Annotated in this window: 21 protein-coding genes; 3 read left to right on the top strand and 18 right to left on the bottom strand. The window is 64.5% G+C overall.

Annotation, left to right across the window (positions count from 1 at the left end; genetic code table 11):
- Window positions 1-25: 25 nt before the first annotated feature.
- Window positions 26-1,252, top strand: coding sequence for a DUF2325 domain-containing protein (locus tag Q8L25_RS12505; RefSeq protein WP_308925133.1), 1,227 nt, complete (start codon window positions 26-28; stop codon window positions 1,250-1,252).
- Between the two features lie 4 nt (window positions 1,253-1,256).
- On the opposite strand, the gene Q8L25_RS12500 is transcribed toward Q8L25_RS12505, so the two are convergent.
- From Q8L25_RS12500 to Q8L25_RS12475, 6 genes are read right to left on the bottom strand one after another with little or no spacing between them, the layout of a single operon-like run.
- Window positions 1,257-1,808 (bottom strand): glutathione peroxidase, encoded by a 552-nt coding sequence (locus Q8L25_RS12500; protein WP_308925132.1) that lies wholly within the window; start codon window positions 1,806-1,808, stop codon window positions 1,257-1,259.
- Window positions 1,809-1,854: 46 nt separating this feature from the next.
- Window positions 1,855-3,219 (bottom strand): sulfite reductase subunit alpha, encoded by a 1,365-nt coding sequence (locus tag Q8L25_RS12495; RefSeq protein ID WP_308925131.1) that lies wholly within the window; start codon window positions 3,217-3,219, stop codon window positions 1,855-1,857.
- 7 nt (window positions 3,220-3,226) lie between these two features.
- Window positions 3,227-4,249, bottom strand: coding sequence for an FAD:protein FMN transferase (locus Q8L25_RS12490; protein ID WP_308925130.1), 1,023 nt, complete (start codon window positions 4,247-4,249; stop codon window positions 3,227-3,229).
- A 3-nt stretch (window positions 4,250-4,252) separates the two neighbouring features.
- Window positions 4,253-5,077, bottom strand: coding sequence for a DUF4198 domain-containing protein (locus Q8L25_RS12485; RefSeq protein WP_308925129.1), 825 nt, complete (start codon window positions 5,075-5,077; stop codon window positions 4,253-4,255).
- Window positions 5,078-5,089: 12 nt separating this feature from the next.
- The gene (locus tag Q8L25_RS12480) at window positions 5,090-5,605 is read right to left on the bottom strand and encodes a DUF2271 domain-containing protein (protein ID WP_308925128.1); all 516 of its coding nucleotides are present in this window, start codon (window positions 5,603-5,605) and stop codon (window positions 5,090-5,092) included.
- A gap of 32 nt (window positions 5,606-5,637) precedes the next feature.
- Window positions 5,638-6,282, bottom strand: coding sequence for a PepSY-associated TM helix domain-containing protein (locus Q8L25_RS12475; protein WP_308925127.1), 645 nt, complete (start codon window positions 6,280-6,282; stop codon window positions 5,638-5,640).
- A 217-nt stretch (window positions 6,283-6,499) separates the two neighbouring features.
- Between Q8L25_RS12475 and Q8L25_RS12470 the strand changes: the two genes are divergently transcribed.
- Window positions 6,500-6,997, top strand: coding sequence for a pyridoxamine 5'-phosphate oxidase family protein (locus Q8L25_RS12470; protein WP_308925126.1), 498 nt, complete (start codon window positions 6,500-6,502; stop codon window positions 6,995-6,997).
- 80 nt (window positions 6,998-7,077) lie between these two features.
- The gene (locus Q8L25_RS12465) at window positions 7,078-7,668 is read left to right on the top strand and encodes a DUF2239 family protein (RefSeq protein WP_308925125.1); all 591 of its coding nucleotides are present in this window, start codon (window positions 7,078-7,080) and stop codon (window positions 7,666-7,668) included.
- Here Q8L25_RS12465 and Q8L25_RS12460 read toward each other — a convergent pair.
- The 12 genes from Q8L25_RS12460 to Q8L25_RS12405 form a co-directional block, all read right to left on the bottom strand.
- Window positions 7,665-7,955 carry a hypothetical protein gene (locus Q8L25_RS12460; RefSeq protein WP_308925124.1) on the bottom strand — a complete coding sequence of 97 codons (291 nt, stop codon included), beginning with the start codon at window positions 7,953-7,955 and terminating at the stop codon, window positions 7,665-7,667. The two genes, Q8L25_RS12465 and Q8L25_RS12460, sit on opposite strands and share 4 nt — an antisense overlap.
- Window positions 7,956-8,116: 161 nt before the next feature.
- On the bottom strand, window positions 8,117-8,488 hold the full coding sequence (locus Q8L25_RS12455) for a KGG domain-containing protein (protein WP_308925123.1): 372 nt from the start codon (window positions 8,486-8,488) through the stop codon (window positions 8,117-8,119).
- Between the two features lie 158 nt (window positions 8,489-8,646).
- Entirely contained in the window at window positions 8,647-9,348 is a 702-nt protein-coding gene (gene pdeM, locus Q8L25_RS12450) for a ligase-associated DNA damage response endonuclease PdeM (RefSeq protein ID WP_308925122.1), read from the bottom strand.
- On the bottom strand, window positions 9,345-11,810 hold the full coding sequence (locus Q8L25_RS12445; RefSeq protein ID WP_308925121.1) for a ligase-associated DNA damage response DEXH box helicase: 2,466 nt from the start codon (window positions 11,808-11,810) through the stop codon (window positions 9,345-9,347). The genes pdeM and Q8L25_RS12445 overlap by 4 nt, the downstream gene beginning before the upstream one ends.
- Window positions 11,811-11,820: 10 nt before the next feature.
- Window positions 11,821-13,452 (bottom strand): ATP-dependent DNA ligase, encoded by a 1,632-nt coding sequence (locus tag Q8L25_RS12440; RefSeq protein WP_308925120.1) that lies wholly within the window; start codon window positions 13,450-13,452, stop codon window positions 11,821-11,823.
- Window positions 13,445-14,500: a ligase-associated DNA damage response exonuclease gene (locus Q8L25_RS12435; RefSeq protein WP_308925119.1), complete on the bottom strand. Its 1,056-nt coding sequence runs from the start codon at window positions 14,498-14,500 to the stop codon at window positions 13,445-13,447. The genes Q8L25_RS12440 and Q8L25_RS12435 overlap by 8 nt, the downstream gene beginning before the upstream one ends.
- A gap of 84 nt (window positions 14,501-14,584) precedes the next feature.
- Window positions 14,585-16,306 carry an ATP-dependent DNA helicase RecQ gene (locus tag Q8L25_RS12430; protein WP_308925118.1) on the bottom strand — a complete coding sequence of 574 codons (1,722 nt, stop codon included), beginning with the start codon at window positions 16,304-16,306 and terminating at the stop codon, window positions 14,585-14,587.
- Between the two features lie 119 nt (window positions 16,307-16,425).
- Complete coding sequence (locus tag Q8L25_RS12425; RefSeq protein ID WP_308925117.1) at window positions 16,426-16,824, bottom strand: MAPEG family protein; 399 nt, start codon at window positions 16,822-16,824, stop codon at window positions 16,426-16,428.
- A 42-nt stretch (window positions 16,825-16,866) separates the two neighbouring features.
- Complete coding sequence (locus tag Q8L25_RS12420; protein ID WP_308925116.1) at window positions 16,867-20,241, bottom strand: PAS domain S-box protein; 3,375 nt, start codon at window positions 20,239-20,241, stop codon at window positions 16,867-16,869.
- Window positions 20,238-21,359 (bottom strand): hybrid sensor histidine kinase/response regulator, encoded by a 1,122-nt coding sequence (locus Q8L25_RS12415; protein ID WP_308925115.1) that lies wholly within the window; start codon window positions 21,357-21,359, stop codon window positions 20,238-20,240. Before Q8L25_RS12415 ends, Q8L25_RS12420 begins: the two co-directional genes overlap by 4 nt.
- Window positions 21,360-21,518: 159 nt before the next feature.
- Entirely contained in the window at window positions 21,519-22,127 is a 609-nt protein-coding gene (locus tag Q8L25_RS12410) for a chemotaxis protein CheB (RefSeq protein ID WP_308925114.1), read from the bottom strand.
- A gap of 14 nt (window positions 22,128-22,141) precedes the next feature.
- A complete protein-coding gene (locus tag Q8L25_RS12405) occupies window positions 22,142-23,002 on the bottom strand; it encodes a CheR family methyltransferase (protein WP_308925113.1) in 861 nt (286 codons plus the stop codon).
- Window positions 23,003-23,080 lie beyond the last annotated feature (78 nt).

Genomic DNA, 23,080 nt, shown 5'->3' with positions numbered 1-23,080 from the left:
CCTCTACGCTTTACAGGAAACCGCCATGTGTGACAAAGACAAGTCCCTGCCCGTCATCAGCAATTGTTCCGCCAGCGACGCCGAAACAAGCGCGCTCACCTCGCGCCGCCGGCGCCTGTGGGAGCTGTCGCATACCTGCCATTGTCCACTGGTCGGCGTGGGGCTGCCGCTCGGCTATTTGCGCAAACTGGTCGGCAAGATGACGGGTGGCCGGGTGCTGGCCGACGACTACGAAGTGCACGTCGGCGCGGTGACCGAATGCGGCGCGCGCAACCGCTTGTCGGAAGCGCTGCAAAAGGAACTGGAACGCCGCTACGCACCGGTGATCCTGCGTTTTCGCGGTGCCAAGAGCAAGGAGCAGGTGGCCCAGCTGTGGCGCACCGCGGTGGCCAATGGCGATGTGTCCGGCGCCTTCTGGGCCGGCCTGACCCATCCACGCTGCGATGCGGAGCTGGAAGAGCAGATGTGCCGCGACCTGCACATGATCCAGCACCAGGCCGGCGCCTGCGTGCGGGCCGACATGGGCAAATTTACGGCCCTGCAAGAAGAAAACGTGCGCCTGGCGCAGGAACTGGCCAGGCTGCAGCAGCGCGGCCAGGCCATGCTGCAGGAGAAAACCGGCGAACTGGAACGCCAGGAAGCGGTGCTGCTGCGCACGCGTGCCGAAGCGATCGGCAAGGACAGCGTGATCGAAGGCTTGCGGGCCGAGCTGGCGCAGTTGCAGGCCGCCATCCCGTCGCTGGAATCGCGCACCCGCCTGGTCGAGCGCCTGGCGCAGATGGATGAACGCGAAAAGGAATTGCGCCTGCAAATCACCGAGCTGAAAGCCCAGCCACGGCCTGCCGCGGCCGTGCCGCCGCCGGCGCCGAAGCTGGAAGCGCCCAGCGGCGGCAAGCTGAAAATGCCGATCCGCCTGGTCGACCAGAGCGTGCTGTGCGTCGGTGGCCGCAGCGGCAACGTCGCCACCTACCGCGCCCTGATCGAGCGCGTGGGCGCGCAGTTCGCCCACCATGACGGCGGACTGGAAGACAATGCCAACCTGCTCGATTCGAGCCTGGCGGCGGCCGACCTGGTGATCTGCCAGACCGGCTGCATCAGCCACAGCGCCTACTGGCGCGTGAAGGATTATTGCAAGCGCACCGGCAAGCGTTGCGTCTTCATCGACAACCCCAGCATTTCCAGCCTGGCGCGCGGCTTGCAGGAAGTGAGCGGCGAGCTGGCACCGGCGGCCCAGCACGCCACGTCGGAATAAGCGCTCAGGCGCGCAGTTCGCGCTCGATGGCGTCCCGCAGGATGGCGTCGTCGGCCGTGGTGTCGGGTGCAAAACGCCCCACCACCCGGCCATCCTTGCTGATCAAAAACTTCTCGAAATTCCACAGCACATCATCGGGCTTGTCTTGCGTAATGCCGTAGCCGGCCAGCTTGGCGCGGAAATCGCTGCCCGGTTTTTCCTGCGCCTGCGGCTGCTGCTTGACCAGCTGCTGGTACAGCGGATGCTGGCCCGGCCCCTTGACGACGATTTTCTCGAACAGGGGGAACTGCACGCTGAACTTGCTGCTGCAAAAGTCGGCGATCTCTTCGTTGCTGCCCGGTTCCTGCGCGCCGAATTCATTGGCGGGAAAGCCCAGCACCACCAGGCCCTCGGCCTGCTTGTCTTCATACAACTTCTCCAGGCCTTCGTATTGCGGCGTCAGGCCGCAGGCCGAGGCCACGTTAACCACCAGCAGCACCTTGCCACGGTAGGCGGCCAGGCTGGTGGCCTGGCCATTGATCAGGTTGACGGGAATTGTGTCGATATGGTCGCTCATGCTGCCTCCTGGGAACGGGTGGAAACAGCCATGATAGCGCGCCAGCTCAATATACGTCGCGGCGGTAGCGGCCTTGCGCCGCCAGCGCATCGAGGGCCGGGCGGCCCAGCATCTCTTCCAGCGCCTGGTCGACGCCGCCGGCCATGCCGGCCAGGCTGCCGCAGATATAGATCGCCGCGCCCTGCGCCAGCCACTGCAGCACTTCATCGGCATTGCCGCGCAGGCGGTCCTGCACATACAGGCGCTGCTCCTGGTCGCGCGAAAACACCAGGTCCAGTCGCGGCAGCTCGCCGCTGGCGTGCCAGCGCTGCAATTCTTCATGGTAATGCGCATCGTGGGCCGCATTGCGCTCGCCAAATAGTAGCCAGTTGCGCCGCTGGCCGGCCAATATGCGGCTTTTCAGGTGGCCGCGCAGGCCGGCGATGCCGCTGCCGTTGCCGATCAGGATCAAGGGCCGCCCGGCATTGTCTTCCAGCCGGAAACGGCGGTGCTGGCGCACGCGCAATTGCACCAGCTGCCCCGGCTGCGCCGCCTGCGTCAGCCAGCCCGATGCCACGCCCAGGCTGCCGTCGGGATGGCTGTGCTGGCGTACCAGCAGGTGTACGCGGCCTTCCTGCGGTATCGAAGCGATCGAGTATTCGCGCGGCTTCGATGGATCGGCCGGCGCGGCCAGCTGCACCAGGTCGCCCGACTGCCAGGCCGGCAGGATGCCGCTGGCAGGCGCCAGCTCCACGTGATAAATCGGGCCGCCGGCGCTGCCGGGATTGAGCAGGCGGCGCTCCAGCAGCCGCCAGTCGTCGAACGCGGGCGCGCTCCAGTCGGGCGCATCGCTGGTGCCGGCCAGATGGCTCAGTTGCTGGAACCAGGCGCCGATGGCGGCGCTGGCGCTGCGGTCGACCTCGATGCGCTCGAACAGGGGCGACGCGCCCTGCCCGGCCAGCCAGGCATCGAGTGCGCGGCCAAAGCCGCAGAACTGGCTGTAGCTGCGGTCGCCCAGCGCCAGCACGCCATAATGCAGTTGCGGCAGAGCCAGTTCGCCCGTCATCAGGCGACCGATAAAGGCGGCGGCATTGTCGGGCGCATCGCCCTCGCCATAGGTGCTGACCAGGAACAGCGCCCGCTCGGCCTGCTGCAGCTCCTGCGCCGTCAGTTCGGCCAGTGCGCACACGCGCACGGCGATGCCGGCCAGCTGCAGGCTGTGCGCCGTCTGCGTGGCCAGCTCTTCGGCATTGCCGGTCTGGCTGGCATACGCCACCAGCCAGGCCGGATTGCCGGCCAGCGCCGCCTTGGCGGCAGCGGCGGCGCGGCGCTTGGTGCGCGCGCGCAGCCAGGGCGCCAGGCACACGCCGGCATAACTGAAGGACAGGCCGGCCAGCAGCAACAGCCGCGTCGTATCGTGGGTAAAAATCATGAAGGTATCAGTCGTCGAGCAAGGCCAGCAGCGCGCTGCTCAGGTATTCTTGGTAAGCCTGGCCGTCGCGCCGCACGAAGCGGACCGCCAGGCCCTGCTGTTCGGCCAGCGCCAGGCCGGCATCGATGCCCAGCACGGTCAAGGCGGTGGACCAGGCGTCGGCCGCCATGCATTGCGCATGCACCACGGTCACCGAGGCAAGATCATTCGTCAGCGGCATGCCGGTGCGCGGATCGATGGTATGCGCGTAGCGCACTGTGCCATCGTGAAAAAAACGGCGGTAGTCGCCCGAGGTGGCGACCGACAGGCCATGCAGCGCCAGCATCATTTCGGCCGGATGACAGGCCGCATCGGCGCCGTCAACCTGCTCCAGCATCACCCACCACGGTTGCCCGTCGGGCTTGCAGCCGGCGCCGCGCAGCTCGCCACCGACTTCCACCAGGTAATGCGCGATGCCCTGGCTGTCCAGGTAGCGCCCCAGCCGGTCCACGGCATAACCCTTCGCAACAGAAGATAAATCCAGCTGCACCGCGCCCGGCTGGTGTACGCGGCGCGTGGAGATATCAAATTCAATCTGACCTCGTTGCGACAACAGTTGCCGCACGGTCGCCGCAGCGGGCGCCCGGAAACCGGGCTGGTCGTAGCGGTTCTCGGGGCCGAAACCCCAGGCATTGACAAGGGTCCCGGCGCACGGGTCATACGCGCCGCCGCTCAGCTGCGACACCTGCAGCGCAAAGCCCAGCACTTCGCCAAAGGCGGCCGGCAGTTGCTGCCAGCTGCCTGGCGCGGCGCGATTGAAACGGCCCAGGTCGGAATCAGGCTGCCAATGGCTCATCTGCTGCACCACCAGGTCCAGCTGCTGCTGCAAGCCCTGCTGCACATCGGCGCTGCCGGCGCGTCCCGGCAGCGGACTGTCGACCAGGCGCACCGACCAGCTGGTGCCCATGCTCAAGCCGTGCAACTCCCGCACCGCGGCACCAGGCGGCGGCGCGCGATCATCGAGTTCCAGCGGCAACAGTACCCGGCGCATCGCTTATTCCGGCAATACTTCCACGGTGGCCGCGTAGGTCATGCGGCGCTCCGGCATGGCTGGCGGCTGGCCGGCGACCGGTGGCGTGGCGGCGGGCCAGCTGCTGTTGACGTAATACATGCCGGCAGCCGGCACCGTGAACGTGATTTCGCCCTTGGCGTCGGTGCTCTGGCGGATTTCACCGAGCACGCCACGGTAGCGCACGCCACCCGGCACCAGGCTGAAGGCCTGGTTGGCGGCCGGCTTGCCGTCGATCAGGAAGCGCCAAGTGGCTTTTTCGCCGGCGCGCAATTCGTTCGGGTGGGTGACGGGCACCAGTTCCAGGCCCACGCCGGTCGGCTTGAAGACGCCGGTGCTCGCTTCGTCCTTGCTGAAGAAGGTTTCCAGGCGGCCCGCGGTACGCGTGACTTTCAATTCCTGCGCATCGGCCGGCACGTCTTTCTTGAAGGTTTCCTCGTTGCCACGGAAACGCTTCTGCTCGCCGTTGACCTTGTAGCTGGCCATCACGTTTTGCGAGACGATGGCGGCCTTGTAGGTGCCTGCTTTTTCCATCTTGACGTCGAACACGCTGCGCAGGCGGCCGGTGACCACATTGGCGGGCGCGACGGTGGCGCCATCCGGGCCGGTGACGACCAGCGCATCGAGACGCAGCGGCTGGTGATCGATCTCGAACAGTCCTTCGGAGACGGCGGCATCGACCGTGACCCAGGCGTCCTTGCTTTCCACCATCGTGCTCGATGGCACCATCCACGGACGGTGGGCGTGGGCGTTCATGGCCAGGCCGGCCAGGGCCAGGGCGATCAGCGGTTTGTTCAATTGCTTCAGCATGATGGATGCGCCTTAAGGTTTGAGTTGGACGACGACGTTACCGAGTTCTTCCTTGCCTTTGGCAGGGACGGACTGGGCCGACTTCGGCGGCCACTGGAACGGTACGCGCACCAGTTCGCGGCCACCGGCTTCGCGCGCCGCTTCCACCACCAGCTGGTACTCACCGGCCGGCAGCTTGTCGAGCACGGCTTTGGAGCCAGGGAAGGTCAGGCTGTGTTCGCCTGGCGCACGGGTGGCGCCGCTGACGCCGTCGACCGGCATGGCCAGGTCACGGCCGCTCTTGCGCCACCACGAACGCATGTCCTTGAGCCACTTCTCGCCCGCCTTGTCCTTCTTCTTCACGTCGTACAGCACGGCCAGGTTGGCCGCCACTTTCTGGTCGGCCGTTTCCAGCCAGGCGGCCACGTAAGGACGGTGGTATTCCGCTACGTTCAGTTGCGGGATTTCAAGCTTGAGGGCCAGGTCGGCCGCCATCGCCGAGGTGCCGATCAGGGGAAGACCGAGCGCAAGGGAGTAGCGTAATTTCATGGTGTGCCTGTCAAAGTAAGGGAGAAAAAACATCAGTGGATAAACAGCAGCGCGATCGCGCAAGGAATCAAAATACCGAGGCCCACCATCGGCCAGGTGAACGGCCGGTTGGTCGCGTGGAACTTCAGGATCAGGAGCCCGGTCAGGCAGAACACGATGCACAGACCGGCAAAAATATCGATGAACCAGAACCAGGCCACGCCCGTGTTGCGGCCCTTGTGGACGTCGTTGAGCCAGGAGATCCAGCCACGGTCCGTCAGTTCGTATTCGGCGGCGCCGTCTTCCAGGCCGATGCGCACCCAGGCGTCGCCCCCAGCTTTCGGCAGCGGCAAATAGACTTCGTCGACGCTCCATTCGGCCGGACGGCCGCCCGCATTGAGCGACCACTGATGTTTCAGCCAGCGCTCGGCCGCTGCCGGCATCGGCGCGTTGGCGCCATCATGCTTTTCGGCATAGGCGACCAGTTCCGTGACCAGGGGCGCGGGCAGTTGCGCCTTCTGGCGCGAAACGACGGGCTTGGCTTCGATCTGGCTGGCGTGGTTAAGGGTAATGCCGGTGATGGCGAACAAAAACATGCCCAGCAGGCATAGCGCCGAGCTGATCCAGTGCCACTGATGCAGTTGCTTCAACCAGACAGCACGGCTGGCGTTGCTGCGCGACACGTCAGCTTGCTTCATTCACATCCTTCGGAAATAAGAGGGGTCAAACCGGATTATCCAACAAATGATAATGATTATCATTTATTAAGTCAATATGCGGAAGGTGTCCCAACAACAACGTTTTGTAACAAGCTTGAAACATGAGCGACCTGTCGTCAAAGTACGCTGTCGAACAGAGCGTGAGACTGAGGCGGCCTATGCTGTTCATTCAGCACAACCACCAACGGAGAATCCCATGACTTCCTACACCAGCGAACAGATCACCCTGATTGCCGACAAGATCAAGAGCGTGAAATTTGGCATGTTCACCACCAGCGACGACACGCGCACACTGACCAGCCGCCCGCTGACCCAGCAGCAAGTCGACAGCGAAGGCCAGATCTGGTTTTTCGTCACGGACGAGGCAGCCTATACGCGCGACTTGCTGAACAACCCGCAAGTGAACGTCAGCTTCGCCGAACCGGGCGACAGCCTGTATGTGTCGGTGTGCGGCCGCGCCGAGTTGCTGAAAGACCGCGCCAAGGCGGAAGAATTGTGGAACCCCATCGTCAAGGCCTGGTTCCCGGGCGGACTCGACGATCCCCACCTGTCGCTGATCAAGGTCACCATCCAGTCGGCCGAATACTGGGACAGCGACGTCAGCAAGATGCGCCAGTTCTTTGAAATGGCCAAGGCCGCCATCACGGGCGACACGCCGAAAGACCTGGGCGAACACGGCCGCGTCGATCTCTAAAAATTTTACCCGGGTATTATTGACTTTTATTTTAACCCGGGTAGAATTGGCTGCTTATCCCATTCCTATACGGAGGCAGCATGACCCCATCACCCCTCACCGCCTTTGACGGCAAGCGCAAGGTGGCCGCCGGCAGCTTGCATGCCGTGGCGCAAACCTTGAAGGAGCTCGTGAGCCGCGAGCCCGACGCGCAAATCCTGGTTTTCAATGACGACAATGGACAGCAGGTCGACCTGAACCTGCACGGCAGCCTGGCCGAGGTATTGCAGCGCCTGCCACAGTCGCGTGAACAGGTGGAAGAGATTGCCGTGCCCGCGACACCGCGCACGGCAGGCCGGCCCAGGCTGGGCGTGGTGGCGCGCGAAATCACGCTGCTGCCGCGCCACTGGGAATGGCTGGCGACCCAGCCGGGCGGCGCGTCGGTGGCGTTACGGAAACTGGTGGAACATGCGCAGCGCGGCAACAAGGCAGTCGACGAACAGCGGCAGGCGCGTGAAACGGCCTACCGCTTCATGAGTGCGCTGGCCGGTGATGAAGCGGGCTTCGAGGAGGCAAGCCGCGCCCTGTTTGCAGGACAGCGCACGGCCTTTTTGACGCAGGTAGCAACATGGCCGGCCGATGTGCGCGAGCATGTGCTGCGGCTGGCACAAGCGGCCTGGAACCCCGACTAAACGCCGGTGCTGCCGGTGGTGTCGGGCGCATCGTCGGCGCTTTGCCGGCTCTGGCCCGCGTTGCCGCCCTGGTGTTGCGGCAGCCGGTCGGCGCGCCGCACTTCGCCGATGGAAAACAGATCGTCGCCGATATCGAGTCCCCGTTCACTGTCGACCAGCACGAAATGCTCGCCTTCCTGCGCGTGGCTTTGCCGGTTACCCTCATCCCTGCGGGCAACTTGCTGATTGCCGGGATTGCCCGCCTTGTTCGCCTTGTCCGCCGGCCCCGGTGGAGTAGTGTGCGCCATGTCGACCTCCGTCTATGGTGTGCTGCGTGATTGCAACCTGTTCAGCATAGTCCACGCCGGCGGGGACAGACATCAGAAAACAACAGATGAATATGTAAGATTTATCCTACAAAAAGGCGGCATCGCTGCCGCCTATTGCCACTTGTTACCGCCTGTTACCGCTAGCTGCCACGGCTGCCGCTGCCGCCAGACGAACCCGAGCCACCGCTTTGCTTGTTCGGATTGTCCTGCTTCATGCTGGTGTCGTCGCGCCCACCCGGATTTTGCGCCGTGCTGGCGCTTTGGCGGTTGCCATCGTTTTTATGGCTCTGGCTGCCAGCCCGGCGTGCTTCTTCCGACGTGAATTCGTGGGCTGTACCTTTTTCATGGGCGGCGCGGCCACCCTCGCTGGCGATTTCGCGTTGCTGTGCCGGATCCATGGAAGCAAAACCGCGTTTGCTGGTGTCGCTCTGCTTGTTGCCGCTGCCGCTGCCGGCACTGCCGCTGGCCTTGCCGCCTTGCTGACCTGGTTTGTTGTCACTCGATGTGGCCATGATCATCTCCTCAATCGTGAGTAATTCGTGAGTAATGTCGGATATTAAAACCACGCTGACGCATGGGAGCAGTCATCTTAGTGCGCGATCGGACAAGCCAGAATAGGAGCATGACAAGACGATATGTAGGAGCTATCCCGCCTGCGGTGGCGCAGTTACTATTGGTTTTTGATCGATGGTACCAAACACTCAACAGTATCCGGCCCCTGGCCCGGCACGCGAAAAATAGCCGTGTCCGCCACGACAAAGACGGCCTCGTCCGGCGCGGGCTTGACCGCATGGCCGCCCGTAAATGCGCCGAACGACGGCAGCATGGCGCGCCGCGGCCCCAGCAGAAAACACGGCAGGCGCAAGGTCTCGCGCGCAGCGCGCAAATGAAACACGGGGTGGACATGGCCGGCCAGCACATAACCATCTGTTTCCAGCTCCGGATGATGGCACAGCGCAAACGGCCCCATCCGGTGCGGTTCGTCGACCATGGTAATGCCCAGGCTGGCCGGCGGATCGCCCGCATGCAGGTCGTGGTTGCCGCGCACCAGGGTCAGGCGCAAGCCAGGATGGCGCGCACGCCAGGCCTGCATGGCGGCCAGGGTGGCCGGCGCACGGGCGGCCCTGGCGTGCAGAAAGTCGCCGAGAAACACGATTTCCTCGCAGGCGTAACCCTCGAGCAAGTGCGACAAGGCCTGCAAGTTTTCATTGGTGGTGCCGTGCGGCACCGGCACGCCCAGCGAACGAAACGCGGTGGCCTTGCCGAAATGAATGTCTGCCACCAGCAGCATCTTGCGCGCCGGCCAATAGATGGCCTTGCCGGCCAGCAGCCACAGCGTTTCGTCGGCCAGTTCAATACTGCAGTGCTTCATGCGGCCGCTTTCTCCAGTTCGCGCACCAGGCGCGCCACCCGGTCCGACAGTTTTTCGGTGGTCAGCTTTTCGCGGAAACGCTCGACCATCAGGCCGAACGCAAACGGCGAGGCGCGCTGCAAGGCTTGCACGCTCATGCTGCGCTGGTGCAGCTCACGCAAGGTGGCGCGCAGGCGCGTCAGCTCCAGTTCCTGCTCCAGCACTTCGCGCTGCGCCTGCGTCAGCAGCAAGTTGCCTGCGTCATGCTTGCGGAACACTTCAAAGAACAGCGACGATGACGCCTGCAACTGGCGCGTACTTTTCGGCTGGCCCGGATAGCCCTGGAATACCAGGCCGGCGATGCGGGCGATTTCGCGAAAACGCCGCTGCGACAGCTCCGTCGCGTTCAGGCTGGCCAGCACGTCTTCCAGCAGCTTATCCAGGCTGAACAGGGGAACCTGCCCGCCCTTCCCTGCCGTGAACAGCGGCGCAAAATCGAGATCATCCGCGCCCAGCAATTCAAAGCCGTAATCATTGACGGCGATCGACAAGGTCGCCGGCTGCACGCGCGCAATCCGGTACGCCAGCAGGGACGCCAGCCCCAGGTGCACCGAACGGCCTGCAAACGGATACAGGAACAGATGATGGCCCTCGCGGCTGGACAAGGTTTCGACCAGCAGGCTGGCGCGCGTGGGCAGGCTGGACCATTTCTGCTGGATCGCCAGCAGTGGCGCCAATGCGCGCATTTCCGGCCCGGTGGCCTCGCCGTCCTGCGCCTGCTGCAACTGGTCGAGCACGGCATGCGCCAGTTCCGACGACAGCGGCATCTTGCCACCCTGCCAGCGCGGCACGGCGCCACGGCTGCCGGTGGCGCGCCGCACATAGGCCGTCATTTCATGCACGCGCACGAATTCCAGGATGCGCCCGCCAAACAGGAAATGGTCACCCTGCTTCAGGCGCGAAATAAACGATTCCTCGATGCTGCCGATCTTGCCGCCGCTTATGTACTTTACCTGGATCGACGATTCGGAAACAATCGTCCCGATACTCATGCGGTGGCGCCGCGCCAGCGCCGCGTCCGGCACGCGATAGATACCGTCCTCGTCCGGCAGCACTCTCCGGTATTCGGGATACACGGTCAGGCTCTGCCCGCCGCGTGCGACGAAATCGAGCGCCCACTGCCATTCCTGTGCCGTCAGATTCCGGTACGACCAGGCCGTGCGCACTTCCTCATACAGTGCTTGCGACTGGAAACCGCCGCCCAGCGCGATCGTCACCAGGTGCTGCACCAGCACGTCGAGCGGTTTGTCCGGCACCGGCCGCGCTTCGAGCAATCCCTGCGCCAGCGCCTGGCGCGCGCCGGCCGCTTCCAGCAATTCCAGGCTGTTGGTCGGCACCAGGGTCACGCGCGAGACCCGCCCCGGCGCGTGGCCGCTGCGCCCGGCCCGCTGCACCAGGCGCGCGATGCCTTTCGCGCTGCCGATCTGCAATACGCGCTCGACCGGCAGGAAGTCCACGCCCAGGTCGAGGCTGGAGGTGCAGACCACGGCTTTCAGCGTGCCGGCCTTCAGACTCTGCTCGACCCACTCGCGTACCTCGCGCGCCAGCGAACCATGGTGCAAGGCAATCAGCCCGGCCCAGTCCGGCCGCGCGTCGATCAGGTGCTGGTACCAGATCTCGGCTTGCGAACGGGTATTGGTAAATACGAGAGTCGTGGCGCTGCCGTCGATTTCGGCGATCAGCGGCTGCAGCATCTGGATGCCCAGGTGGCCACCCCAGGGAAAGCGCGTGGGATTGAGCGGGATCAGACTGTCGACCACGATGCGCTTGCGCACCTTGCCTTCGACCAGCACGCCGCTATTGTGTTCGCCGAGCAGCACGTCCTGCGCCTGCTGCAAGTTGCCCAGGGTGGCCGAGACGCCCCAGGTAATCAGGGCCGGATTCCAGCGCCGCAGGCGGGCCAGCGCCAGCTGCACCTGCACGCCGCGCTTGCTGCCCAGCAGCTCGTGCCACTCGTCGACGATCACCGTTTCCAGCAGGTTGAAGCGCTCGGCGGCATTGGCTTGACTCAACATCAGCGACAGGCTTTCGGGCGTGGTGACCAGTACGTCGGGCCAGGTCTTCGATTGCCGCGCACGCTGGGCCGCGCTGGTGTCGCCGGTACGCGCCTCGATGCGCCAGCCGGGCGCCAATGCTTCGCTGGATGCCTGCAACGCGCGCACGGTATCGGCCGCCAGCGCGCGCATCGGCGTGATCCACACCACGCGCAGGCCCTGCTTGCGGCTCTTGCGCACCAATCGATCGGAACGCAGCAAGGCGCCGAACCAGACGGCGTAGGTCTTGCCGGAACCGGTACTCGCATGCAGCATGCCGGGCTGGCCGCTGGCGGCCGCGCGCCAGACGGCGCGCTGGAACGGAAACACGGTCCAGCCCTTGGCCGCAAACCAGTCGTCGATGCGCTGCGCCAGCGCGCTCTTGCTCACGGCCTTCCTTTCATGGCACACCCGTCAGCAAGGCTTTCAGGGTGTCCAGCGTATCGGCATCGGCAATCGCCTTGTCGTCGCGCTGGCGCAGGATGCGCGGAAAGCGCACCGCGATGCCGGCCTTGTGCCGGCTGGACGCTGCGATGCCCTCGAAGCCGATCTCGAACACCAGGGTCGGCTTCACGCTGCGCACGGGGCCGAATTTTTCGATGGTGGTCTTGCGGATCACGGCGTCGACCTTGCCGATTTCGGCATCCGTCAGGCCCGAATACGCCTTGGCGAACGGCACCAGCTTGCGCTGCCCGTCTTCATCGTCATCCCATACGGCAAAAGTGTAGTCGGTGTACAGCGAGGCGCGCCGCCCATGGCCCGCCTGGGCATAGATCAGCACGGCGTCGACGGAAAACGGATCGATCTTCCATTTCCACCAGGTGCCCACATCCTTGGTGCGGCCCACGCCGTAAGCGGCCGAGACCGCCTTGAGCATCATGCCTTCCACGCCGCGCGCACGCGATTCGCTGCGGATCGCCGCCAGTTCTTCCCAACTGCCGGCCGTGATGCGCGGCGACAGGCGCAGCGCCGGGTCGGCAATCTTTTCCACCAGGGTGAGCAGCAGTGCGCGCCGCTCGTGCTGCGGCAGGTGGCGGATGTCGACACCATCGAGCTCCAGCACATCGTAGGCGACCAGGGCGGCCGGCAATTCGGCCAGCAGCTTGTTGGACACCGTCTTGCGGCCCATGCGCTTTTGCAGGTCGGCAAACGGCGATGGCGTGTCGCCCGGCTGCCAGATCAGAATCTCGCCATCGATCACGCAGCCTTCCGGAAGCGCGATGTGCGCCAGTTCGGGAAAGCGTTCCGTGATCAGTTCTTCGCCGCGCGACCACAGCCAGGTGGTGCCGTCGCGCCGCAACAACTGGGCCCGCATCCCGTCGTATTTCCATTCGACCAGCCAGTCGCCGACCTCGCCCAGCGTTTCCGGCGCCGCCTGCAAGGGGTGGGCCAGGAAAAAGGGATAGGGCTGGCCGCCGCGCAGCGCATGTTCGCCGTCGCTCTCCTCGCTGATCAGTTTTAAAAATCCCGCGCCGGTGGGGCTGACCTTGCCATCGGTCCAGCCCATCAGGCGCTGCGCGATCAGCTTGCTGTCGACCGCCGCGATGGCGCTCAGCGCGCGCGTCACCAGCAGTTTCGACACGCCGACCCGGAAGCCGCCTCCGATCAGCTTGATCAACAGAAAGCGTTCGCGCGTTTCCAGCTCATCCCAAAAGCCCAGCAAGGCGCTGCGGATGGCCTCGGGGGCGGCGCCGCGCAAGGGCGCGATGCGCTGTTCGACCCACTCGGCCAGGCCGATATCGCTGACATGGCCGGGCGCGGGCAGGATCAGGGCGATGGTTTCGGCCAGGTCGCCCACGGCGTGATAGGCCTCGTCGAACAGCCAGGTGTCGAGCACGGCCGCTTCGGTCGCGTATTCGCGCAGCAATTTGGTCGGCACGGCCTGGCGCGGCTTGCCGCCGGCCAGGAAATACACGGCCCAGGCCGCATTCTCGGGCGAGGCGCTGCTGAAATACGCTTGCAGCGCGGCCAGCTTGCGGCTGGTCGAGGTGGTCTCGTCGAGCTCGGCATACAGGCGGGCGAATTCACGCATGGGGCGCCTCGTCGGCGGCGGCGGCCACTGCTTCATTGACGGCGCCGGCTACCGCGTCGGCCGCTTCGTCATCGCCATATTCCGTCTCGAAGCCGCCCGCCTGCCAGCCGTTCTGCTGCAGCCAGCGCACCATGGTGGGGATCGAGCCATGCGTGACGATCACGCGCTCGGCTTCCGTCGCCTTGATGGCGCGCATCAGGCCGGGCCAGTCGGCGTGGTCCGACAGGACAAAGCCGCGATCGACGCCACGCCGGCGGCGCGCACCGCGCAGCAGCATCCAGCCGCTGGCGAACGCATCGCTGTAGTCGCCGAAGCGTTTCATCCAGGGCGAGCCGGCGGCCGACGGCGGCGCGATCACGATCGACGTCTTCAGGGCCGCCTTGTCCGTCACATCGCCCACCATCACGGTATGCGGCAAGATGACGCCAGAGGCACGGTAGACCTCGGTCAAGGCCTGCGCCGCGCCATGGCAAATAATCGGGCCGATCTCGGGGTCGAGCCCGGCCAGGATGCGCTGGGCCTTGCCGAAGGCATAGCAGAACAGCACGCTGGTGCGCCCTTCGGCGGCGTTCTTGCGCCACCACTGGTTGATCTCGTCGTAGATGGTTTGCGACGGCTGCCAGCGGTAGATCGGCAAACCAAACGTCGATTCGGTGATGAAGGTATGGCAGCGCACCGGTTCGAACGGCAGGCAGGTCGGGTCGGACTCCAGCTTGTAGTCGCCCGAGGCCACCCACACTTCGCCACCGCATTCCATGCGCACCTGGGCGGAACCGAGCACATGGCCGGCCGGGTGCAGCGAGACGGTCACGCCGTTTTGATTGATGCGCTCGCCATATGCCAGGCCCTGGATATTGACGGGACCCAGGCGCGACTGCAGCACCTTCACGCCGGATTGCGCGCTCAGGTAATGGCCATGGCCCACGCGCGCATGGTCGGCGTGCGCATGGGTAATGATGGCGCGCTCGACCGGGCGCCACGGGTCGATGTAAAACTGGCCCGGCACACAATACAGGCCTTCCTTGCGCACTACCACCATGTCGCTCATGCCAGTTCCATGTCATCCTCGAATGGAACCATTCTAGCCATGCGCCGCCACCGGCGTTGTTCGACAGCGCACACTCAGGCAGACTCAGGCTGGCGCGACGAATTCGGCCATGAACGTCTTGGTGGTGTTTTCAGGAAACTCGATGGTGACCTGGTCGCCCGCCACCGACAGCACCGTGCCGATATGAAAGCGCGGCACGCGCACCCGGCTGCCGACGGCGATCGGCGGCGTCGCCGGCGCTTTTTGCACTTCCGGCACTTCCGGCAGCGCCGGCGCCAGGGTGCTTATCTGCAAGTGCTCATCGAAGGTGATCGGCGCCGACACGGCCGGCGGCGACAGGCAGTTGTCGCAGCTGCAGCAGCGCTCAAAATCACCGGCGTCGCCAAAATAATCGAGCAGCAGCTTCCAGCGGCAAAAGCCGCTCTGCGCATAGGCCACCATCTGTTCCAGCGCCTGCTTGTCGCGTTCCTGCTTTTCAATATAGATCTGTTCCAGCTGCGCATACGACGGCGTCCTGGCCGTCACCGCTTTCAGGCAATAGCCGAGCTTGCGGTCCTGGCGCAGCAGCTTGCCGTCCTTCAACAGCTTCAGACACACTTTCAGGTGGCCATCGGAGAAATCGGGCAGGCGCCCGGCCAGCGCATCGAAGGTAAACGTGGCCGGCAACTCCTGCGCTTCGAGCACGATGGCCGCCAGTTCGGTGGCGGTCGGATAATGCTTGGCAAGAAAAAATTGCTGCACCCGCTTGTCTTCCTGGAAGTACAGCAAGGTGCAGTCGGCCGGCAGGCCGTCGCGCCCGGCCCGTCCCGATTCCTGGTAGTACGCTTCCAGGTTGGCCGGCACCTGCAGGTGGATCACGAAGCGCGTGTCGGGTTTGTCGATGCCCATGCCGAAGGCGTTGGTGGCCACCATGATGCGGCGCTCGCCGCGCATGAACAGGTCCTGGTGTTCCTTGCGTTCGCGCGCCGACAGCTTGCCGTGGTAGCAGGTCACGCTTTCACCGAGCTCCTGCAGTTTCTCCGCCAGCGCTTCGACAGCCTTGACGGTGGCCGCATAGACGATGCCGACACCGGCCGTCTCACGCAGCAGGCGCAACACCTGATCCTGTTTTTCGCCGGCATTGGTGACCTGGATCACGCTGTAGCGCAGGTTGTCACGGTAGATACCGGTATTGACGATATGCAGCTTGCGCGTATCGAGCTGGGCGCCAATATCGTCGACGACGTCGTCGGTGGCGGTGGCCGTCAGCGCCAGCACCGGCGGGCGGCCCAGCGCGCGCAGGGCGGCGGCGATTTCCAGGTAGGCGGGCCTGAAATCATGGCCCCACTGCGAAATGCAATGGGCTTCGTCGATCACCACCAGCGACGGTGGCGTGGCGGCCAGCAGCGCCAGGAACTCGGCGGTGGCCAGCCGTTCCGGCGTGCAAAAAATAATCACCTTGCCGCCGGCCGCGATGGTGGCGATGGCGTCCTGTTCTTCGGCGCGCGACAGGCTGCTGTTGAGTTGCACGGCGGTAATGCCCAGGCCGGCCAGCTTTTCCTGCTGGTCTTTCATCAGCGAGATCAATGGCGACACCACCAGGGTCGGGCCCGGCAGCAAGGAGGCGGGAATCTGATAGCACAGCGACTTGCCGCTGCCGGTGGGCATGATGGCCAGGGTGTCGCGGCCGGCCAGCACGCTGTCGATCACGTCCTGCTGGCCTGGGCGCAGGCGCGCGACGCCGAACACGGAGCGCAGCAGGCGCTGGATCTTTTTGCCCGGCGTCTTGCCGGCGGTCTCGGGTAATGCAGTGGCGATGGTGGCCATCTTGTGTCCGTATGGTGAATGCCGGCGCCCGTGCGCCAGCTGGTATTCACTCTACGGTTGGGCCGGTGTGTGCGCCATAGGACGCCTGCCACAGCCCCTGTAGGATTTCAGGAAGTGGTTCAGGAGGGAAACAGAATTGCCCACAAGATCATCAGCAGGCCGACGAAGGAAACGCCCCACACCAGGGTGCGCACGACAGGAATGCCGAACGCATACAGCGGCACGTACAGCACGCGCGCCGCCAGGTACAGGGCCGCGCCGTACAGGGTCAGGCTGTTGTGCACGGCCGTCACGTGTGCGATCAGCACGGCGGCGGCGAACAGCGGCAGGGTTTCGGACAGGTTGGCCTGCGCCCTTCTCAGGCGGGCCGTGACCTTGCCCACCGGCGGCCCCGGCTCGTCGCGCGCGCTCATGTTGTAGGCGGCGCCGGTCTCGCGCGTGCGGGCACTCGATGGCAGGAAGATCTGCACCAGCGCCAGCACCAGGGTCCAGCCGAGTATCGTCAGTTCAGGAGTCATGCTTGCCTTTCAGTTAGTTAAAACCGGGCAAGATTGCCCGGCTTACGATTGTTCCAGCGCCGCCTGCAGTTCCAGCAGGTCGTAGGGCTTGCGCAGCACGCTGGCGGAAAAGCCCAGTTCGTCCATCGATTCCTTGCCGTAGCCGGTGGAAAAGATGATGCGCATGCCAGGCTTGTCGCGCAGCACCATGCGCGCCAGCGCGATGCCGGACATGCCAGGCAGGCTGACATCGGTAAACAGGATATCGAATTCTTGCTCATTGAGCAATTCCCACGCCGATTCGCCGTCCGACACGCCGCTCACCGTATGTCCCAGCATGCCCACCAGTTCGCAGACCATCAGCTGGGAATCGAGGTTGTCTTCCACGACGAGGATTTTCATCGAAGTCGGCACGTCTCCCTGTGGCACCGGCGCGTGGCCCGTCAGGTCCAGGCCCGGCGTGCCGGCCGCCGCCGCGCCATCGTTTGGCGTGGCAGACCAGTCGAACTGGCGCGCGCGCAGTTGCTGCTGGCGGTTGGCCAGCACATGGCGCAGCTTGCGCGCCAGTTCTTCGCGCCGGTACGGTTTGCTCAGCAACTCCACCCCCGCGTCCAGCCGTCCTTCGTGCACGATCACGTCCTGCGCATAGCCGGAGGTAAACAGCACGGCGATATCGGGCTGCATCTCGCGCGCCATGCGCGCCATGTCGGTGCTGCGCACGGGTCCCGGCATGATCACGTCGGTAAACAGCAAATCGATCTGCGCACCGCTTTGCAGCACGGCCAGCGCGCTTTCGCCGTCTTCCGCTTTCAATACCTTGTAGCCCAGGTTGCCCAGCATGTCGACCACGGTGGCGCGCACACCCACGTCGTCTTCCACCACCAGCACGGTTTCGGTACCGCCCGTGACCACGCCGCTCAGTTCCTCCTCGTCCGCCGCTTCCGCCATCAGGGTGCGCGGCAGGTAGATCTTCACGCCCGTGCCATGGCCCGGTTCGCTGTAGATGCGGATATGGCCACGGCTTTGCGTCACAAAACCATACGCCATCGACAAGCCCAGGCCGGTGCCGGCGCCTTCGGGCTTGGTGGTAAAGAACGGTTCAAACGCGCGCTGCAGCACCGGCCCGCTCATGCCCTTGCCGGTATCGGTGACCGACAGCATCACGTACTGGCCGGCCGGCACGTCCAGGTTGTGCACATACTGCTCGTCAAGCACCACATTGCCCATCTCGATGGTCAGCTTGCCCGCGCCATCCATGGCGTCGCGCGCATTGATGGCCAGGTTCAAAATCACGTTTTCGATCTGGCCGCGGTCGACCAGGGTATTCCACAGGCCGGCGCCGCCCACCAGCACGATATCGATCGCTTCGCCCAGGGCGCGCCGCAACAGCGCATCCATGTTGCGCACCACGCGCGACAGGTCGGCCACCACCGGCTGCAGTGGCTGGCGGCGGGCAAAGGCCAGCAAATGCGACGACAGCTTGGCGCCGCGCTCGACGGCGGCGATCGCCGTGTCCAGGCGCTGGCGCATCACGCCGTCGTTGCCGGACAAATGGTGCAGCAGGTGCAGATTGCCCGAGATAATTTGCAGCACATTGTTGAAGTCATGCGCGATGCCCCCCGTCAGTTGCCCCACGGCTTCCATTTTTTGCGCCTGGCGCAAGGCGTCTTCGGCCTTGGTGCGCTCGCCCACTTCCTGTTCGACCCGGTGCTCGAGGGTTTCGTTCAATTCATGCAGCGCTTTTTCGATGCGCCGCCGTTCCGTGATATCGGTCTTGACGGCGATCAGGGCACGCGTTTGACCATGCTCATCGACCAGGCGGCTGACATTGCTCGACACCCACACCTGCATGCCGTCCGGCTTCAGGTAGCGTTTTTCCAGACTGAATGATTCGCCCGTTTCCACCAGGCGCCGGAACAGCAGGGTATTGCCCGGCACATCGTCCGGATGCATGATGTCGTTCATGTTCATGCTCAGCAGCTCTTCGGAAGAGCGGCCCAGCATGGTGCACAGGGCGCCGTTGACGCGCTGGAAGCTGCCGTCCAGGCCCAGTTCCGACAGGCCGACCGAAGCCTGGCCGAAGATGGCGGCCATGCGCTCCTGGCTGGCGTGCAGTTCATTTTCGATCAGGCGCCGCTCGGTCACGTCAAAAGACACGCCGACATAGCGGCGCTGCCCCGGCGCCGGGCCGTCGACCACTTCGCCCTGGCGCGCGATCCAGCGCACTTCGCCGTCCAGCGGGCGGCGCACGCGGTATTCCACATATTCGAGCGGGTTTTGCGCCAGCTGCATGCGGCTGGGCCCGACTTTTTCCAGGTCACGCCGGTCGACCAGGCTCACCAGCAATTGCTGCGTGACGAGTGCATCGTCGGCGATGCCCCAGATGCGGCGGAAGGTCGGCGAGACATCCATCTTGCCGGTGTCAGGAAACCACTCGAAGGTGCCGATGCCGCCGGCCTGCTGCGCCAGGCGCAAGCGCTCTTCGCCCTCGATGCGTTCCGTGACATCGCTGCCTTCGACCAGGATGCCGCCGACCACGCCGTCGTCATCCTTGATCGGCTGGTAGACGAAATCGATATGGCGCTGCCTTTGCTTGCCGTCGGCGGTGGCCAGGTCGACTTTCAGCTGGCGCCCTTCGAACGGCACGCCGGTGCGGTAGACCTCGTCGAGCAGGTCGATAAAACCCTGTTCGCGCACTTCCGGCAAGGCCTCTGCCACGCTTTTTCCCAGCAATTCACTGCGTCCGACCAGGCGGATATAGTGTTCGTTGGCCAGCTCGAAAACATGTTGCGGACCGCGCAGCACGGCCATGAAGCTGGGCGCCTGTTCGAACAGGGCGCGCAACAGGCCGCGCTCTTCGGCCACGCGCCGGTTGGCGTCGCGCGCCGCTTCCGCCTCGGCCTGCAGCGCGTGATTGACGGCGCCCAGTTCGGCCGTGGCCAGCTTGAGCTGGCGGCCCTCTTCCAGACGCGCCGTCAGTTCCAGCGCCGTGCACAGCACGCCGTCGACCTGGCCGCCAGCGCCGTGCACGGGCGTGTAGAACAGGTCGAAATACTGGTCGACCGGCACGCCGTCGCGCAGCAGCGGCAGCGCGCATTCACGGTGCACCTGGGTTTCGCCACGCAGGCCCGCTTCGAGGATGCGCGCATTCCAGTCCCATATTTCGGGCCAGACATCGGGCACGGTGCCGCCCAGCGCGGCCGGATGGCGCCCGGCCGCAATCTTGATATATTCGTCGTTATAGATCATCACATGCTCGGGGCCCCACATCAGCACCATCGCCATCGGCGAATTGAGCACGATGTCGACGCTGGTGCGCAGGTTGGCCGGCCAGCCGGAGATGGCGCCCAGGCTGGTGGCGGACCAGTCCAGCTTGCGCACCAGCTCGCCGGTAATGCCGCCGCCGCGCGGCTGATCGTTATCCATGGAGTCGCTCATGGTATTGCCACTTGCGCAGCGGGATCGCACTGGCGCGGCAGATTCAGCGTGAAGATGGTGCCCTGGGTGGCGGAGGAACTCACCTGCACCGTGCCGCCATGCGCCTTGATGAACATGTCGACCGTGTACAGGCCCAGCCCCAGGCCCTGCCCCGTCCTGCGCTTTTCACCGCTCTGGTGGAACGGTTCGAACAGGGCCGGCAGCAGCGAAGGATCAAGTTCGCCCCGGTTGACCACGCGTATTTCCACATGGTCGGCGGCGCGCCCGTCGAGCACCATTTGCACCGGCGCGCCCGGTTCGCCGTGCGTCAGCGCATTGGCCAGCAGGTTGGATATGACTTGCGACAACAGCCCCGCATCGCACTGGGCATGCAGTTCGCCCACATGGCTGAGCGTGATGCGCGCCGGCTGGCCCGGCATGTCGAATTCATCGACGATGGCCTGCGCCAGCGCCAGGTAGTCGTGCATGCCGCAGCGCAGCTCCATGGTGCCCGACCGGATGCGCGCCAGATCCAGCAGCTGATCGACCATGCGCGCCATGCGCTTGGCGCTGCTCTCGATGCGCTGCGCCGTGATGATGACCTTCGGATGCTCGCTCATCATCGGCAGCAGCATGGCGCCGTTCATCACCACCGACAGCGGCGTGCGCAGGTCGTGACCCAGCACGGCCGTAAACAATTCGTTCAGGTGCAGCGCGTGCTTGAGTTCGGTAAGCTGGGAGGACAGTTCGCGCTTTTGCTGGTACAGCTGCACCAGCACCTGCACCTTGCTTTGCAGCGCCTTGACGTCGACCGGCTTGAACAGGAAGTCGACCGCGCCCGCCTCGTAGCCGCGAAAACTGTAGGTGGGCTCGCGCGTGGCGGCCGTCAGGAAGATCAGGGGAATGTCGCGCGTACGCGCGCTGCCGCGTATCAGTTCGGCCAGCTCGAAGCCGTCCATCTGCGGCATCTGCACGTCCAGCAGAGCCAGCGCCACTTCCTGGTTGAGCAGGATTTCCAGCGCTTCGGCGCCCGAACCGGCTTTCAGGATGACGATGCCGGGCCGGGCCAGCACGGCCTCAAGGGCAACCAGGTTTTGCGCGATGTCGTCAACGACAAGGATGTGGATAGGTGCGGTCACGGATCAGTCTTCAGGCATCGCGACGGCCAGCCGGCAGCGTGCGTTTCAATAAAAGTTACAAAACAGGAATTCTAATATCACAAATTCAACATTACCGCATTCATGTGTATCTTACACGTACTGCGCCATCCGCACCGGCGGACTGTGCAAGCGTGCAGCTCAGCTTGCCAACAAAGCCAGGCTGGCGGCCAGTTGCCGCACGTCCAGCACGCGGTCGGCGCCCGCGCGCCGCAGCGCGGCGGCCGGCATCGTGGCCGACGAGGCCGTCGCCGGGTCCTGCACCCAGGCGCCGCCGCCCAGCTGGCGCACTTTCGCCAACCCTTCGGCGCCATCGGCCGAGGCGCCGGTCAGGATAATGGCCAGCATCTCGCGCCGGTAGGTGCTGGCCGCCGTTTCCAGCAGCACGTCGATCGATGGGCGCGAAAAATACACGGGCGCTTCCAGCGACAGCGAAAAGCTGCGCTCCGGCTCGATCTGCAAATGGTAGTCGGGCGGCGCGAAATACACCACTCCCGGCTGCAAGGGTTCCTTGTCCTGCGCTTCGCGGATCGGCAGCAGGCAACGCGCACCATACAGCAGCGGCAGGCGGCTCGAACGACCCGGCGCCAGGTGCAGCACCACCACCACGCTGGCGCGGCAGTGGGCCGGCAAGGCGCATAGCAGCAAGCCCAGCGCTTCGACGCCGCCGGCCGAGGCGCCGATGGCGATCAGGCGCAGGCCTTCCGGCGGCGCGGCGATGGTGGTCAGCGGTGCGCGGTGCGGCAGCATGGTCAAATCACCTTTCAAGCCCGCTGGAAGATTTTTTCCACCTGGCACAGCTCGCGGAAGTTGCCCGCATGCCGGCTGAAATGCAGGCTTTCCTTCATGCCCAGCCCCAGGAAACCGCGGTTGACCAGCGCTTCATGGAACAGGCCCAGCGCGCGGTCCTGCAGGTCCTTGTTAAAGTAAATCATCACATTGCGGCATGACACCATATGCACCTCGGAAAAGACGCTGTCGGTCGCCAGGCTGTGGTCGGCAAACACGAAATGGCGGCGCAGCCGGCGGTCGAAAATCGCGCCTTTGTACGCGGCCGTGTAGTAGTCGGACAAGGAACGCTTGCCGCCCGAACGCCGGTAATTGTCGCTGAACTGGGCGATGCGGTCGACCGCATAAATGCCGGCCTCGGCGGCGGCCAGCGCATCGACATTGATATCCGTGGCATAAATCATGGTGCGTTCCAGCAAGCCCTCTTCTTCCAGCAAAATTGCCAGCGACCACACTTCTTCGCCGCTGCTGCAACCGGCGACCCAGATCTTGATCGAGGGATAGGTGTGCAGCACCGGCACGACTTTTTCACGCAGCGCGCGGAAATACGCCGGGTCGCGGAACATCTCGCTGACCTGTACCGTAAAGAACTGCAGCATCTGCAGGAACATGGCCGGCTCGTGCAGTATGCGATCCTGCAACTGCGACAAGGTCGCGCAGTCGAAACGTTCGAGCGCCTGGCGCATGCGCCGGCGCAGCGAGGCCACCGAATAATCGCGGAAGTCATGCTGATACCGCAGCAATATTCCTTCCAACAATAATTTCAGTTCAATATCAAAAATTGCATCGTCGTCTAACAATGGTTTCCCACCTTTGCTTGGTTTCCCGGGTGACATGGGGACCTGGTCGATGCTAGCAGATCGTCCTGCATTTTTCCTTATGAAAAGTCTGGTGTACGTTCGGTAGCGAACACT

This window comes from Janthinobacterium sp. J1-1 (assembly GCF_030944405.1).
Classification (GTDB): Bacteria; Pseudomonadota; Gammaproteobacteria; order Burkholderiales; family Burkholderiaceae_D; genus Janthinobacterium.
Note: the sequence above shows the minus strand (reverse complement) of the source record. Positions and strands in the feature narration are given on the sequence as shown.